This window comes from Phenylobacterium sp. LjRoot97, from assembly GCF_964254345.1.
In the GTDB taxonomy this organism is placed as follows: Bacteria; Pseudomonadota; Alphaproteobacteria; order Caulobacterales; family Caulobacteraceae; genus Phenylobacterium.
The window spans coordinates 205,136-218,608 of sequence record NZ_CAXUTH020000002.1 but is presented as its reverse complement, the minus strand read 5'-3'; the positions used below and the strand labels follow the sequence as shown (position 1 = coordinate 218,608).

The 13,473-nt window shown below is 66.4% G+C and carries 10 protein-coding genes; 4 read left to right on the top strand and 6 right to left on the bottom strand.

What is annotated here, in order from left to right; all coding sequences use genetic code 11:
* Positions 1-192: 192 nt before the first annotated feature.
* Both ACSQ2H_RS23130 and ACSQ2H_RS23125 read right to left on the bottom strand, forming a co-directional pair.
* A complete protein-coding gene (locus ACSQ2H_RS23130; protein ID WP_436063797.1) occupies positions 193-1,389 on the bottom strand; it encodes a zinc-dependent alcohol dehydrogenase in 1,197 nt (398 codons plus the stop codon).
* On the bottom strand, positions 1,386-1,970 hold the full coding sequence (locus ACSQ2H_RS23125; RefSeq protein ID WP_436063796.1) for an SRPBCC family protein: 585 nt from the start codon (positions 1,968-1,970) through the stop codon (positions 1,386-1,388). Before ACSQ2H_RS23125 ends, ACSQ2H_RS23130 begins: the two co-directional genes overlap by 4 nt.
* A 241-nt stretch (positions 1,971-2,211) precedes the next feature.
* On the opposite strand from ACSQ2H_RS23125, the gene ACSQ2H_RS23120 reads away from it, so the two are divergent.
* The 3 genes from ACSQ2H_RS23120 (at position 2,212) to ACSQ2H_RS23110 (ending at position 5,933) form a co-directional block, all read left to right on the top strand.
* A complete protein-coding gene (locus tag ACSQ2H_RS23120; protein WP_436063795.1) occupies positions 2,212-2,628 on the top strand; it encodes a DUF6766 family protein in 417 nt (138 codons plus the stop codon).
* Between the two features lie 389 nt (positions 2,629-3,017).
* Entirely contained in the window at positions 3,018-5,135 is a 2,118-nt protein-coding gene (locus ACSQ2H_RS23115; RefSeq protein ID WP_436063794.1) for a glycoside hydrolase family 65 protein, read from the top strand.
* Positions 5,136-5,321: 186 nt separating this feature from the next.
* Positions 5,322-5,933, top strand: coding sequence for an isochorismatase family cysteine hydrolase (locus tag ACSQ2H_RS23110; protein WP_436063793.1), 612 nt, complete (start codon positions 5,322-5,324; stop codon positions 5,931-5,933).
* Here the strand turns inward: ACSQ2H_RS23110 and ACSQ2H_RS23105 are convergent.
* From ACSQ2H_RS23105 to ACSQ2H_RS23090, 4 genes are all read right to left on the bottom strand, one after another.
* Entirely contained in the window at positions 5,930-6,865 is a 936-nt protein-coding gene (locus ACSQ2H_RS23105) for an NAD(P)/FAD-dependent oxidoreductase (protein WP_436063792.1), read from the bottom strand. The two genes, ACSQ2H_RS23110 and ACSQ2H_RS23105, sit on opposite strands and share 4 nt — an antisense overlap.
* Position 6,866: 1 nt before the next feature.
* Positions 6,867-8,975: a catalase gene (locus ACSQ2H_RS23100; RefSeq protein ID WP_436063791.1), complete on the bottom strand. Its 2,109-nt coding sequence runs from the start codon at positions 8,973-8,975 to the stop codon at positions 6,867-6,869.
* A 195-nt stretch (positions 8,976-9,170) separates the two neighbouring features.
* The gene (locus ACSQ2H_RS23095) at positions 9,171-10,403 is read right to left on the bottom strand and encodes a DUF6880 family protein (RefSeq protein ID WP_436063790.1); all 1,233 of its coding nucleotides are present in this window, start codon (positions 10,401-10,403) and stop codon (positions 9,171-9,173) included.
* Positions 10,400-11,209: an exodeoxyribonuclease III gene (locus ACSQ2H_RS23090; RefSeq protein WP_436063789.1), complete on the bottom strand. Its 810-nt coding sequence runs from the start codon at positions 11,207-11,209 to the stop codon at positions 10,400-10,402. The genes ACSQ2H_RS23095 and ACSQ2H_RS23090 overlap by 4 nt, the downstream gene beginning before the upstream one ends.
* A gap of 341 nt (positions 11,210-11,550) precedes the next feature.
* Between ACSQ2H_RS23090 and ACSQ2H_RS23085 the strand changes: the two genes are divergently transcribed.
* Positions 11,551-13,473: a methyl-accepting chemotaxis protein gene (locus ACSQ2H_RS23085; RefSeq protein ID WP_436063788.1), complete on the top strand. Its 1,923-nt coding sequence runs from the start codon at positions 11,551-11,553 to the stop codon at positions 13,471-13,473.

Genomic DNA, 13,473 nt, shown 5'->3' with positions numbered 1-13,473 from the left:
GCTGGCGCTTGCGCGGCGGTATTCGGCGGCGGCCGGTGCAGCACGAACTGCGGTCGGCAGCCCTGGCGGCACGATGGGAGGCGAACGCGGCCGACCAGCAAACCGGCCCGTCCCGACCTTCCGGCCGCGCGAGCGCTCCGCGTCGCCTGCGCGCTATTGCTGACGACGCAAACCGTCCCGCGCAGCAGTTGATCAGTTCGCTGTGCTACCCGGCTCCCAGTTTGGCTTGAGCACGACCTTGGTCGTCTCGTTCTGTTCCTCTTTGAACATCTTGTAGCCTAACGGGGCCTCTTCCAGCGGGAGCCGGTGACTGATCAGGAAGGTGGTGTCTATCCGCCCCTCACCGATCATCTCCAGCAGCGGCTGCAGGTAGCGCTGCACGTGCGTCTGACCAGTCCGGATCTGCAGGCCCTTCTGCATCATGGCGCCGATGGGGATCTTGTCGCCCATCCCGCCGTAAACGCCAGGGATAGAGACGCGCCCGCCCTTGCGGCAGGCGAGCAACACCTCGCGCAGCACATGCGGCCGGTCCGTGCCCAGCCGCGTGACGGCTTTGACCGCATCGATGCTGTTGTCGAGGGTAAAGCCGTGGCTCTCCATCCCGACGGCGTCGATGCAGGCGTCCGGGCCAATGCCGCCGGTCATTTCCATCAACGCTTCGCGAACTTTGACGTCATGGTAGTCGATGACCTCGGCTCCCATTGACCGGGCCAGTTCCAGCCGATGCGGATAGTGGTCTATCGCGATGACGCGATGTGCGCCCATGAGCAGCGCGCTCTGGATGGAGAACAGCCCGACCGGACCGCACCCCCAGACGGCCACGGTGTCGCCGGGCTGGATTTCACAGTTTTCAGCCGCCATCCAGCCCGTCGGAAGAATGTCCGAGAGGAACAGCACCTTGTCGTCCTCCAGCCCGTCGGGAATGACGATCGGGCCGATGTCCGAGAACGGCACCCGCACATACTCCGCCTGGCCGCCGGGATAGCCGCCGGTCATGTGCGAGTAGCCGAACAGCCCGCTCATCGACTGGCCATAGGCGACTTCAGAGATGTCGGCCTTGTCAGCCGGATTGGAGTTGTCACAGGCGGAGAACTGCTGCTGTCCGCAGTGGAAACACTTGCCGCATGCGATGACGAACGGCACCACAACGCGTTGGCCTTTCTGAAGCGTCGTGGACCGACCGACCTCCACCACTTCTCCCATGAATTCATGGCCAAGGATGTCCCCCGGCTTCATGGTTGGGATGAAGCTGTCATAGAGGTGCAGGTCGGAGCCGCAGATCGCCGTCGAGGTGATCTTGATGATCGCGTCGCGCGGATTGACGATCTCGGGATCGGGCGTCGTCTCCATCCGGACGTCGTGTTTGCCGTGCCAGGTCAGAGCCCTCATGACGTGGCCTCCTCGTCGCGCCGGTTTCGCGAGGTCGCGACCTCGCCGGTTTCAAGGAACTGCTTGAGGCGTCGCAGATCCCGCCGGGCCTGGATCTTGGGCTCCTCCTGGAACAGCTTGGCGATCATCTGCCCAAGCCGGCCGGCCGGGGCCTCGTAGGCGATGGTCGCGGTGACGACGGTGCCGCGCCCTGGCGGGGCGTCGCGAAATTCGACGCGGCCTGCATTCTTGACCTCGGCGTCCTCGACAGAAGACCAGGCGATCAGCTCACCTGGGACGTCTTCATTCAGCAGCGCGTCCCACTCGACCGTGTCGCCTCCCGGCGCCTGCACCACCCAGTGCGAGCGCCGGTCGTCTTCGATGCGCACAGCCTCGATGTTCTCCATGAAAGACGGGAAGTTCTGGAAATCCCGCCAGAAGGCATAGACCTGCTCACGCGGAAGATTCACCGTGATCGAGCGCCCGACCACGGCGGCGTGATCCCAGCCGAGCGCTTCTGCCGTCTCCTTGGCCAACTCGCTCTGATCGACATGGGCGGTCAGTGGCGCATCACTGCGTATGTGTTCGGTCTGCGACGTCATCTGCGTCTCCTGCTGATGCGGAAGCCCGGCTCGTCGCCGTCCGGCGCAGTACACGCCCGCCTTCCGCCCGACATAAACTTCAAATGATGCCAAGGGTTCAGATAATTTTGCGCATTTCTACGCGCGTAATAAGTATCTCCAAGGTCTAGATTGCAACAAATGTTAATCTAGCGCGACCCACTAGAACCAATCTTCGCCCGACGTGTTCAAACTGAAGATTACTTTCAGGGCGAGAACTCCCATGAAAAAGTACGCTTACGGGTGGTTGACCGCAATCTTCTTCCTGGTTTCGATCGCGGGCCACTGGGTGTTCGGCTGGTACGCCTACCTGGATGAGCAGTCCGCGCTCCACGCGGCGCCGGCGGTGTCTGGCTACGCAGTGGAGATGGCGCGCGACACGTTTGAAAACTGGCAGTCGGAATTCCTGCAGTTGATCTGGCAGGTCGTCGGCTTGGCCTACTTCCTCTACGTCGGCTCGCCCGCTTCCAAGGAGAACGACGATCGCAGCGAAGCCAAGCTCGACGAACTGATCAAGCTGATGGACACCAAGGGCGGGCAGGCCCGGATCGACAAGATCGACCGCCGCTTCCTGCGCCACGGCGGTCATGCAAGGCCTCACGACCACGACGTCGCCTATCCGGGCGGCGCGGGCGATTGAGACGCACGCCTGAGGCGTGCCTGGAGAGCGCCCGCCCGCACCGCGGTGAGTTGCGCACGGGCGCCGCTGCGCCATCCCACGCCGCTTAACATTTGATATTTCTGAAATTCTTGAGCCTGAGCAGCGGAACGAAGCGTCGCGGGATTCCGTTGGCCCTCCACTCCGATCCCGATCGTCAGGAAGCCCATGAGCTTGACCGCCGGTCCGACCGCCTCGCTTTCACGCTCGACCCCACCGGATCACGCGGCGCCCGCGGACGCCTTGTCCGGGACTTATCCGTCCCTCCGCAGTCGTGACGCTTGGGCCGCGCGCGTTACGTGCTTGTTCGGCGCCTCCACGATCCTGCGCGAACGGACGCTTGGTCCGGCGAACCGCAAAGGAGCCTGCTGATGTCCACGCCCATCAGCCCTACGCCCTGCAAGGGGCCGCTCGGCGGCGACCTTCCGGCTTTTGTCTCCAACGGCCTTGTGGGCCTGAGGGTTCGCGATGTGCCGATGATCTCCGGGATGTCGATGCTGGCCGGCTTTTGCGGCGAACACCCGATCCGCAAGATCGAAGCGGCGGCCGCCACACCTTATCCGCTGTTTACTGAGATCACAGTCAATGGCGCGGTGCTGTCAGCTGTGGGCGGCGGTCTGGAGCCGCTCGAGCAATCTTACGACTTTTCGAACGGCGAGCTGACCAGCCGATTGCGCCTCGTTGCAGCAGACGCGGTCCTGGCGCTCACGGTCACCACCTTCGCCAGTCGCCCCGACCCCGCCGTCGTCTGCCAGGAAATCCAGATAGAGGTCGAGAAAGGCCCCGCCGAGCTAGAGCTTTCGGCCGGGCTCGATGGAGGGGGCATCGAGGGCCGCGCCATCGCCCAGCTTCGCGATCTGCCAGGAGAGGATCAGTCGCCCTTGGACGGCTGTCTGCACTGGGAGGGCGCGGGCGCCCTGTCCTCATGCGGGGTGGCGTATTGCACCGAGTTGCTGGGCGCCGAGGCCGAGCGCGACCGCCCTTCGATGCAGAACACGCGGCTGGCCACCTCCTACAAGCTTAGGCTGGACGCGGGGCAGGCGGTCACTTTGCGTCAGATCGCCGCCCTGATCCCAAGCGTCACGCACCATCGTCCCGACCAGCAGGCGGTGCGCCATGTCTGCCTGGCCGCGAAGAAAGGGTTCGACGCGCTTCGTCGAGCGAACCGTGACGAGTGGGCGGAGCTCTGGAAGGGCCGCGTCGTGATCCACGGGGCTGACGAGCAATGCCAGAGGCTGGCCGACGCCGCCTTCTTCTATCTGATGAGCTCGACCCATGCGGGATCGCCAGCCTCAACCTCGATGTTCGGCTTGGCCGCCTGGCGCACCTATAACTATTACTACGGCCAGGTGATGTGGGACGTAGAGACCTTCTGCCTGCCGCTGATCACGCTGATCCAGCCGGAGGCGGCCCGGAGCCTGCTCGCGTTCCGCTACAGGACGCTCGAGAGCGCCGAAAACAACGCACGCGTTCACGGTCGTGCGGGAGCCCAGTATCCTTGGCAGAGCGGCCCTGTGAACGGCCAGGAGTCGGGTCCCCTGCCGGGCAGGGCGTCCTGGTACGAAGACCACGTCTCGGCCGACATCGCGATCGCCTTCATCGCGTTCTGCAGGATGACCAGCGACGAGGTCTTCAAGCGGCAGAAGGCGTGGCCGGTCGTCTCCGCCGTCGCCGACTGGCTATGCGACCGGGCCGAACCGACGGCGCGGGGCTTTGAGATCTTCAAATCAATGGGCGTGGCTGAACGCGCCGAGGCGGTCGACAATCCGGCCTACATGAACCTCACCGCTAGACTTGCCCTCGAAGGCGCCCTGGAGATGGCGGGAGACCTTGGCCTGCCGCCGGGCCGCGCCTGGCAGGAGGTCGCCGAAGGCCTTGTTCTCCCGCTCGACGATGGCAAACTGGTGGGCCACGACGACTTCGATCCGGACGGCGAGAAGGCGGCGACGCCAGATCCGCTCACTGCGCTCTACCCGCTAGGTATGGAGCTGGCGAGCGATGTCGCCGCCGCAACCCTCGCCTACTACCTGTCACGGGCCGAGGAGTATGTCGGCTCCCCCATGCTCTCGGCCCTGTATGGCGTATGGGCTTGCCAGGCCGACGATCCAGACCTCAGCCTGCGTATGCTTTCGGAAGGTTACGGCGCCTTCGACGCGGGACGCTTCAATCAGATTCTCGAATACCGCCCCGACCGGTTCCCCGATCAACCACGGGCCGGGCCCTTCTTCGCGAATATGGGCGGCTTTCTCGGTTCTATCGTCTTCGGTTTCTGCGGCTTGGAGCTCGGCCTGGGGGTTCCTCGCCGGCGCCCGGCCGGCCCTGTCCTGCTTCCGAGAGGCTGGGAGAGCATCGAGATTGAACGGCTGTGGCTTCGCGGCGCGCCCCATCGCCTGGTCGCCCGGGCCGGGTCGCCAGCGCAGCTCATCCCGGTCGCGGAAACGGGCGCCCCGGCCGACCATGAACCTCAGGAGATCGGCCGACGCGCCTGACGCGCCGCCGCGTCCGCTCGTGCGCTCGACGGCCTAGGAAATCCAGCATGTCCCCGTTCCGCACCGCCGCCCCCATCGAAACCGCAATCTGGACCATGACCAGGGAAGCTTCCCGTCAGCCGTCTTCGCGCCGCCAGACGAGCGCGGCGCGATCAGATGTCAGCTCCACGGAGAGGACCGTTTAAAATGGCGTCGGCGGCCAGCGAACATGCAGCCCACGCCGGTCCTGCGCCCGGCGCGACCGCGCTTCTGATCGTCGATATGGTCAACGACTTCGACTTCCCGGACGGGGACGAGCTGCTGGCCCGAGCCCAGACAATCACCTCGTCCATACTTGCCTTGCGCAACGAGGCCGACCGGCTGGGCGTCCCCACCTTCTACGTCAACGACAACTATGGCCATTGGCGCTCCGAGCGCTCCGCCATTGTCGAAGCCTGCGCGCGCGAGCCACGGGCCCGGGACCTTGTCTTGCGAATGGCGCCCCGAGACCACGACTACTTCGTGATCAAGCCGAGGTTCTCCGGGTTCTACGCGACAAACCTGCCCGTGCTGCTGCCCCAGCTCGGCGTTTCACATCTGGTGCTGACAGGGGTCGCCGCCGACATTTGCGTACTCTTCACGGCCGCGGACGCGCATATGCGCGACTATCGACTTTGGATTCCCGAAGATGCGGTGGCGAGCGACAATGACGAGCGGAAGGCCTGGGCGCTCCGCATCATGAGCAACAGCATGGGCGCAGACACTTCCTCGACCGAGGCGCTGAGCCTGCAGGCCTGGGGCTCGCACCCCTCGCCCTAACCTGCCGCCGCGGCGCGTAGGTGGTTGTGCGCCGTCGTCGCCGCGATTGCGCCATGCCCGACCGCGACGCTGACCTGGTCCAGCGCCTCGACGACATCGCCGGCCGCGAACAGGCCTTTGATGCTGGTCTGCTGGCGTGCGTCGGTCGGCACGCATCCAGCTGCGGTGACCTGGGCGCCCAGATGCTTCACCAGTTCCGAGCGCGGCGCGCAGCCGAGGGCGGGATAGAGGATGTCGAACTCCAGGGCCGCGCCATGCTGCAGAACCACACGCATGCAGCCTGGAGCGGGCTGAAGCGTCGCGATCGGCTCCGCCACCACGCCTATGCCAGCCTCGCGCAATTCGCCGCGCTGAGCAGGTTCGAGCTCCATGCTTGTGCGGGTCAGCAGGGTCACATCGCTGCTGAATCCCCGCAGAAACAGCGCCTCCTTCGCGCCGTGTCGATCAGCGCCCAGCACCGCAATACGCTTGCCGGTCGCTTCGAAGCCGTCGCAGATCGGGCAGTATCTCAACGTGCCCGCCGCCATGGCGGCTTCGTGAGCGTCAGGGTCGAGCTCGACCTCGAAGAGCCGCACGCCGCTCGCAAGGATGACCGTTCTGGCCTTAAGGTCCATCTCAGGGACCAGAAACCTCGCGCCGTCGCGGACGAGACGCGAAACGCGCCCCGCCCGCAGCTCGGCGCCGTACCGCTCGGCCTGCTCCGTCAGCCGTCCGATCAGTTCGGGGCCGGCTATTCCCTGGGGAAAGCCGGGTACGTTATGCGCCAGCGGAATGCGCTGGGCGCGACTTTCCCCGTCGTGGACCACGACGACACGGCGGCGATACCGCGCAAGATAGGTCGCCGCCGTCAGTCCGGCCGGCCCGGCGCCGATGACAAGGCAATCGATCACCGCGCCGCTTGCAGCATGCAGACGCGGCGTTGCGCGAAACACCTCACGGCCGCGCCGCCACGACCTGTGCGTCGAGATCCGTCAGCGGCTCCCGCGTCCACAGCCGCAGGGGGCGGCAGGCTTGGACGAACCCCGCCACGTCGGCCGGATCGTCCAACGGCAAAACGCCTGCATCGATGTCCTCTGCAGCGACGCCAGCCTTCTCCAGCAGCGGCAGGGCGAAGGCGTTGAAGCCGATGAACTTGCAGTGGGCGAAGGCGTCGCTGACGAAGTCCTTCGACGGCTTGTCGAGGGTCAGCACCTGGGCCCATTCAGCCGAAATCAGCACCGCCACCGCGTCGTAGAGCACGGACGGGCCGCCATCGATCTTCTGATGGGCGGCGACCGGCGTTCCGTCATCGAGTACGACGCCGGCGATCTGCGGCGCGACCACCTCGACCACCGCGCCTTCCGCAGCCGCAGCTTCGGAGAGGGCGGCGAACACGGCCGCGCTCGCCCCGTCGGTCAGGAGGACGCCAAGCTTGCGGCCCTTCAGGCCCGGATGTGGGCGCTTGACGATGCTGAGCGCGTCCGACGGCGGCAGGTCCATGATCGGCGCCGACGCCGGCGGCGCGGGATCGGGCAGCTGCGCCAGGCCAAGGCCCGTGGCGACTTTCTGCGCGAGTTCCGCGTCGATGTTCAGAAGATGGGCGACCATCCGCTCGCGGATGTCCGGACGCTCGCACTTGGACAGTTCGAACGTCAGGGCGTCGGCGATGTGCTTCTGCTCGATCGGCGCCTGGCTCACATAGAACTGCCGCGCCTGGCTGTAGTGGTCGGCGAACGACGCAGGCCGCACCTGCAGCTTTTGCCCCGCCTCATCGGCCGCAAAGTGCCGATAGCCGCGGTCTGGGCTCTCACGAGGCCCCTGGCCCCAGCTGTTGGGCTCGTAGTTGGCGCGAGTGGTCGGATTGACCATCGCCATGTGCCCGTCCTGCTGGAACGTCGCGAACGGACACTTCGGCGCGTTGATCGGCAGGTGCGTGAAGTTGGGGCCGCCCAGGCGCTTCAACTGGGTGTCCAGATACGAAAAGTTCCGACCCTGAAGCAGCGGGTCATTCGTAAAGCCGATGCCAGGGACGACATTCTGCGTGCAGAACGCCACCTGCTCGGTCTCGGCGAAAAAGTTGTCCACCGTGCGGTCGAGAACCAGACGCCCCACGATGCGCACCGGGACCAGCTCCTCGGGGATGAGTTTCGTGGCGTCCAGCACGTCGAACTCGAAGGACTCCACGAAGGCCTCGTCGAACAATTGGACGCCGAGCTCCCACTCCGGAGCATCCCCCATCTCGATCGCATTCCAGAGGTCGCGCCGATGGAAGTCGGGATCGGCGCCGTTTATCTTCACCGCTTCGTTCCAAAGCACCGACTGCAGGCCAAGCTTCGGCTTCCAGTGGAACTTGACGAAGGTCGAGCGTCCCTCGGCGTCGATGAACCGGAAGGTGTGGACGCCAAAGCCTTCCATGAATCGGAAAGAGCGCGGGATCGCGCGATCCGACATGGTCCACATGATCATGTGCATGGACTCAGGGGTCAGCGAGATGAAGTCCCAGAAGTTGTCGTGCGCCGTCTGGGCCTGCGGAAAGCCACGATCGGGTTCCTGCTTGGCGGCGTGAACCACGTCCGGGAACTTCATGGCGTCCTGGATGAAGAACACCGGGATGTTGTTGCCCACCAGATCCCAGTTGCCCTCCTTGGTATAGAACTTGGTGGCGAAGCCGCGGACATCGCGGGCCAGATCGAACGAGCCCTTGTTGCCCGCAACTGTCGAAAACCGGACGAACACCGGCGTGCGCTCGCCGACGCGCTGGAAGATGTCGGCCCGCGTGACATCCGCAAGCGACGCGGTCGTCTCGAAGTAGCCATGGACCCCGAACCCCCGCGCGTGGACCACGCGTTCAGGGATCCGTTCATGGTCGAAATGGAAGATCTTCTCGCGGAAGTGAAAGTCCTCGAGCAGGGCGGGACCACGCTCGCCCACCCTCAACGTGTTTTGGTCATCGGCGACAGGCACGCCCTGCTGTGTCGTCAGCACGGCCTCGCTTCCCTCAGCCGTCTGATGCGTTTCTCCGCCCGTGCCCGGATTGCGCGCGTCATAAATCTTGTCGACCATGAAATACTCCCGCTCAGATGCGGGAGTGAAACCTTCGCGGGGTCATGTGGTTCACGCCTTAACAACAGAATTCCCGGCCCGCCCCCGCATAGAGAAGGCCGAGTTGCCAACATATGTTAAGGGCGGCCCAAGATCGATACTCAGGCGGGCTGCGATAACCCGCAGAACCCGGTCCCTCCCGCCTACCGCCGCGTTTCACGCGTCGATAGCTTCCGCCTCCGCCGTCAGCCGGTCGCATCCCTTGAAGTCGCGCCGCCGAAACGCAGACGCGGCCGAGCGCCTGAGCAGCAGCAAGGCCGCCTGCGAATGCCTTCGGCGCAGCTTGCCTGCCCATAACTCCGCCGTATCCGGGTCGAGATCGATCTCGCCCTGACGCTGTTCCACCATGCCCGCGGCTGCTGGAAGCGACGGCCAGGTGATCAGGAAGCCAAGGCCGGTCTGAAAATCGGCGAACCCCGCGGCCAGCTCCATCGCCTTGCCCTCGGCCTCGACGTCATCGAAATCGTCCAGGCGCGCCAGGTAGGTCTTCAGGCGATCGACCGACATGGTTCGCTCAAACGAGGCCCACCGGGCCGCCTGAGCCGCGTCCGCCTGGCCGGAGGCTTGCAGGTAGTCGATCCAGGCGCTCTCCCAGTCGATATCGACGCCCCGCTTGGGCTGAACCGCGCTTTTCAGGAGTTGTCCCGCCTCGTCGACGCGTTGGGCCGCGAGCAGCCTCTGGGCGATCTCCGCGGCGACGCCAGGCGTCTTCAGCGCCTCTGCCGTATAGGTCGCCATCAGGGCGTCGAGTTCCCCGGCGGCGTCCGCCAGCTGCCTTATCAGCGTGATCCATCCCGGGGTCGCCCCGCGATGCTCGGCGAGCTGGCGCAGCGCCTCGCCAGCCAAGTCGCTGGAACCGCTCTCCAGCAGTCCCGGCAGCCACGCTTTCCACCCTACGGGATTCGCCTTCAGGCTCTCGACCAGCGCCAGCGCCGCCGGGCCGGCCGCCGCTCGCGCCAGCAGCGGTCCCAGGTCCTGCGCCGCCCGCCCAAAGACCTGCGACAGCTCATCCTCCCGCTCACGGTAGCGGAGGTTCGCCTGGCGCGCTGTGTCGATGAACCGCAACAGGCGCTCGGCCGCCGCGTCCGGATCAAGGGGGGCCAGTCGCAGTGCGACCAGCGCGCGCAGGGCGTCGAGATCGCGAATGAACGCCGGCCGCTGGCGCCAGGTGATCTTGCCGCGGCTGGTCTCGAACGCCGTCAGCCGCTTGTCGATCTCCCCGGCCAGCGGGCCAGGCCCCTGCTCAGCGGCCAGTTCCATGCGCAGACGCCGCTTCAGGTCCGGCCGGCTTTCCGCAACCTCAAACATCAGCTCGGCCAGGCGCCCGGCTCCGAGCGTCGCCAGGCTCTCAGGCGTAACCTTCCGCAGCTTTCCGGATGGTCGCTTCACTTGCCCGACCTCGGTTTTCGCGGACCTCGCCTTGCAGGCGCCAGCTCGATCCAGGCGGGCGCGTGATCGCTTGCTCCTTCACGCCCGCGAACGGCCTTGTCGACACCGGCGCCGATGAGGCGATCAGCAAGCCGGGGCGAGAGCAACAGGTGGTCCAGTCGCAACCCCTTGTCGTTTTCCCAACGACGGCGGATGTAGGCCCAGAACGTCCAAAGCGGACCGCTGGGATGGACGGCCCGCAGGCCATCGACCCAGCCGTCTCCCAAAATCTGCGCGAAGCTCTCGCGAGCCCGCGGATCGACCAGGGCGTCCCCCTGCCAATGGTTGGGCTGGTAGATGTCGGACTCGGTCGGGGCGACATTGAAGTCCCCCGCAAGGATCACCGGGACCTGCGCGGCCAGCAGACTGGCCGCATGCCGCCGCAGACGCTCCATCCAGGCGAGCTTGTAGTTGAACTTGGGCCCCGGATTAGGGTTGCCGTTCGGCAGGTAGATCGAGGCCACCAGGACGCCGTCGATCGCAGCCTCGATGTAGCGGGCCTGAGTGTCGTCGTCGCCGCCCGGCAGGGTCCTTCTGACGAGCACCGGCTCGCCGGATCGGGAAAGGATCGCGACGCCGTTCCAGGTGCGCTGACCCGCCAGCACGGCATGATAGCCCGCGGCGTTGATCGCCACGTGCGGGAATGCGGCCTCCTCCGTCTTGAGCTCCTGCAGACACACGACGTCCGGCCGCGCGACATCAAGCCAAGCCAGCAGATTCTCCAGCCTGCGGTTCACATTGTTGATGTTGAAGGTCGCCACCTTCACCTGCCGCCCTCCCCCGCATCGCAATATCGGGCCAGCCCTGCAGCCGCTCGCACAGCAAACGGCCAAAGGCCTCGGACGATCCCCGCCTAGCGCCGGCGGCGGCTGCGGGCTGCGTGCGAAGGGCAAGACCAGCCTGCGACATCTCTGGTCGCGCATGCGCCGGTGGAGCGGGATATAACATAGGTTAGGGACTCGGACCGCACGGGGCGGCTAGGGCTGACCTCTGCCAAGAATCCGAAACCACGGCCAGGGAACCAGGCTCAAGCTTGACCGTTAGCTGCGCCTTGACGGGACGCCCCAACGGCCCGCGGTTCGGCTCATCCGTCGTTCAGGAGACACCAATGGCGCTGGTAAAAAGGTCGGCACTCGCAAACCGGCGCGGCGCCCCCGAAGCGCTTGACGTTTCTGCGCGGAAGGACGCGAAGCCTCGCACCCCAGGGCGATCTTCCCAACGGAGCGCCAAGGATGGCGGACTGTCCCAGCGCCTGGCCGCCGCGACCCAGGAACTCGCGAGCGGATTGAGCGAGGCCGCCGCCGCCGCCGAACAACTCCAGCGGGCCATGCAGGCGATATCCGACGGCGCTGAGCAGGCGGCGAGCGCGGCCCATCAATCGCTGGCCTCCGTGAGCGCAATGGCCGCCAGCTTCTCGCAATCGCGCAACCTGGCCGAACGCAACCTCGCCAGCGTCGCCTTTCTCGAAACTGAACTGATCCAGGCCGCCACCCAGACGGAGGCGTCGGTGCTTGCGATCGAGGCCAACGCCGCCCGACAGCTGAAGTCGGTGACTCTGATCGCAGACCTCGAGGGGTTGGCCGCCTCGGTCGCCGCGCTCAGCGGGAAGGTGGGCGATCTTGCCGACCAGACCAATCTGCTCGCCCTCAACGCGGCCATCGAAGCGGCGCGGGCCGGGGAGCAGGGTCGAGGGTTCTCGGTCCTTGCCGACGAGGTGCGGGACCTGGCCGTCATTTCCGAACGTCGTGCGGCCGAGGTCAGATCGCATGCCGAGCGCATCGGCTCAGAGGTCAAGCAGGTGGGGGACCGCCTGCGAAGCGCCGCGCGTCTGGCGCAGGACGAGGCGAGCCGGGGGCGCAGGGCGTCCCAGGTCCTGGTGAGCCTGCGCGCGGAACTTCGCGGCCTCACGGAGGCCAGCCAGTCGATTTTGACGGCCGCGCTCGAAGCCGATCGCGCGGCGCGCGAAGCCCTGCTGGGCGCGCAGAGCATTTCAAGTGCAGCAGAGGAGCAGGCGGCGGCCGCGGCCGAGGCGCAAAGGTCGGTGGCCCAGCAAAGCACGGCGCTCGACCAGGGACGACAGACGTCTGAAGGTCTCGCCGAGATGGCCGACGCCGTGGGAGGCGACCAGGCTGAGGCCCAGGCACATGAGATTTCTGCCGCAGCCGAAGAGTTGTCGGCCACGGTGCAGCAACTTGCGGGCGGAGCGGCGGAGATCCTCGTGGCCGTCGATCAGATCGGGCGGGGCGCTCAGGCGCAGTCGTCGGCCACGCAGGAAGCGGCCGCGGCTATGGACCAGATCGCCCGCTCGACCGAACTGGTCGCCGACGCCGCGGCGCAATCGCTCGAAGCGGCCAAGCGCACCGGCTCGGGCCTGGCTGAGAATCGCCAGGCTCTCGACGCCTTGGCCGCCGGCGTGTCGACCTCCACCATCGAGACGCTCGCCGTGGTCGACCTCATTCAGGATCTACAAGGCTCGGCCCGGCAGATCGAGCGCACGGTGGACGCGCTGGGTCTGCTGGCGGTGCAGACCGGAACCCTGGCGGTCAGCGGGTCGGTAGAGGCCGCCCGCGCAGGGGAACAGGGCGGCGGGTTCGCAACGGTTTCGGCCGACATCCGGTCGTTGGCCCGAGCGGCAGGCGGCGACGCTGAAGCGGCCAAGGACCTGATCCGCAACGTACAGGCGCTGATCGTTCAGGTGCTCCGCGACCTCGATCAGATTGCGGCGAACGGCGAGGCAGAGGTCCAGAAGAACGGACAGCTGGCCGATCGGCTGGCGAGCGTGGCCAACGCGGCTGGCGAGGTGCGTGGCGCCGGTGCGGAAATTACTCGCGGGGCGCAGGCCGTCAAAGGCGGCGTCGCAGAGGTGCTGAAGGGCGTGCAGGACGTCGCGTCGGTGGCGGAGGCGTCGAGCGCCGCGGCCGCGCAGGCTGCGGCCGCGGCGCGCCAGCAATCGCGCGGCGCCGACGATCTCGCCGCCGCGGTCGAGGAAATGGCTCTCCTGGCCGACGAATTGGCCAAGACGCGGGCCTGA

Bases quoted from the DNA above. Each gene is read 5' to 3' on its own strand.
- ACSQ2H_RS23130 (WP_436063797.1), bottom strand. From the start codon at position 1,389: ATGAGGGCTCTGACCTGGCACGGCAAACACGACGTCCGGATGGAGACG.
- ACSQ2H_RS23125 (WP_436063796.1), bottom strand. From the start codon at position 1,970: ATGACGTCGCAGACCGAACACATACGCAGTGATGCGCCACTGACCGCC.
- ACSQ2H_RS23120 (WP_436063795.1), top strand. From the start codon at position 2,212: ATGAAAAAGTACGCTTACGGGTGGTTGACCGCAATCTTCTTCCTGGTT.
- ACSQ2H_RS23115 (WP_436063794.1), top strand. From the start codon at position 3,018: ATGTCCACGCCCATCAGCCCTACGCCCTGCAAGGGGCCGCTCGGCGGC.
- ACSQ2H_RS23110 (WP_436063793.1), top strand. From the start codon at position 5,322: ATGGCGTCGGCGGCCAGCGAACATGCAGCCCACGCCGGTCCTGCGCCC.
- ACSQ2H_RS23100 (WP_436063791.1), bottom strand. From the start codon at position 8,975: ATGGTCGACAAGATTTATGACGCGCGCAATCCGGGCACGGGCGGAGAA.
- ACSQ2H_RS23085 (WP_436063788.1), top strand. From the start codon at position 11,551: ATGGCGCTGGTAAAAAGGTCGGCACTCGCAAACCGGCGCGGCGCCCCC.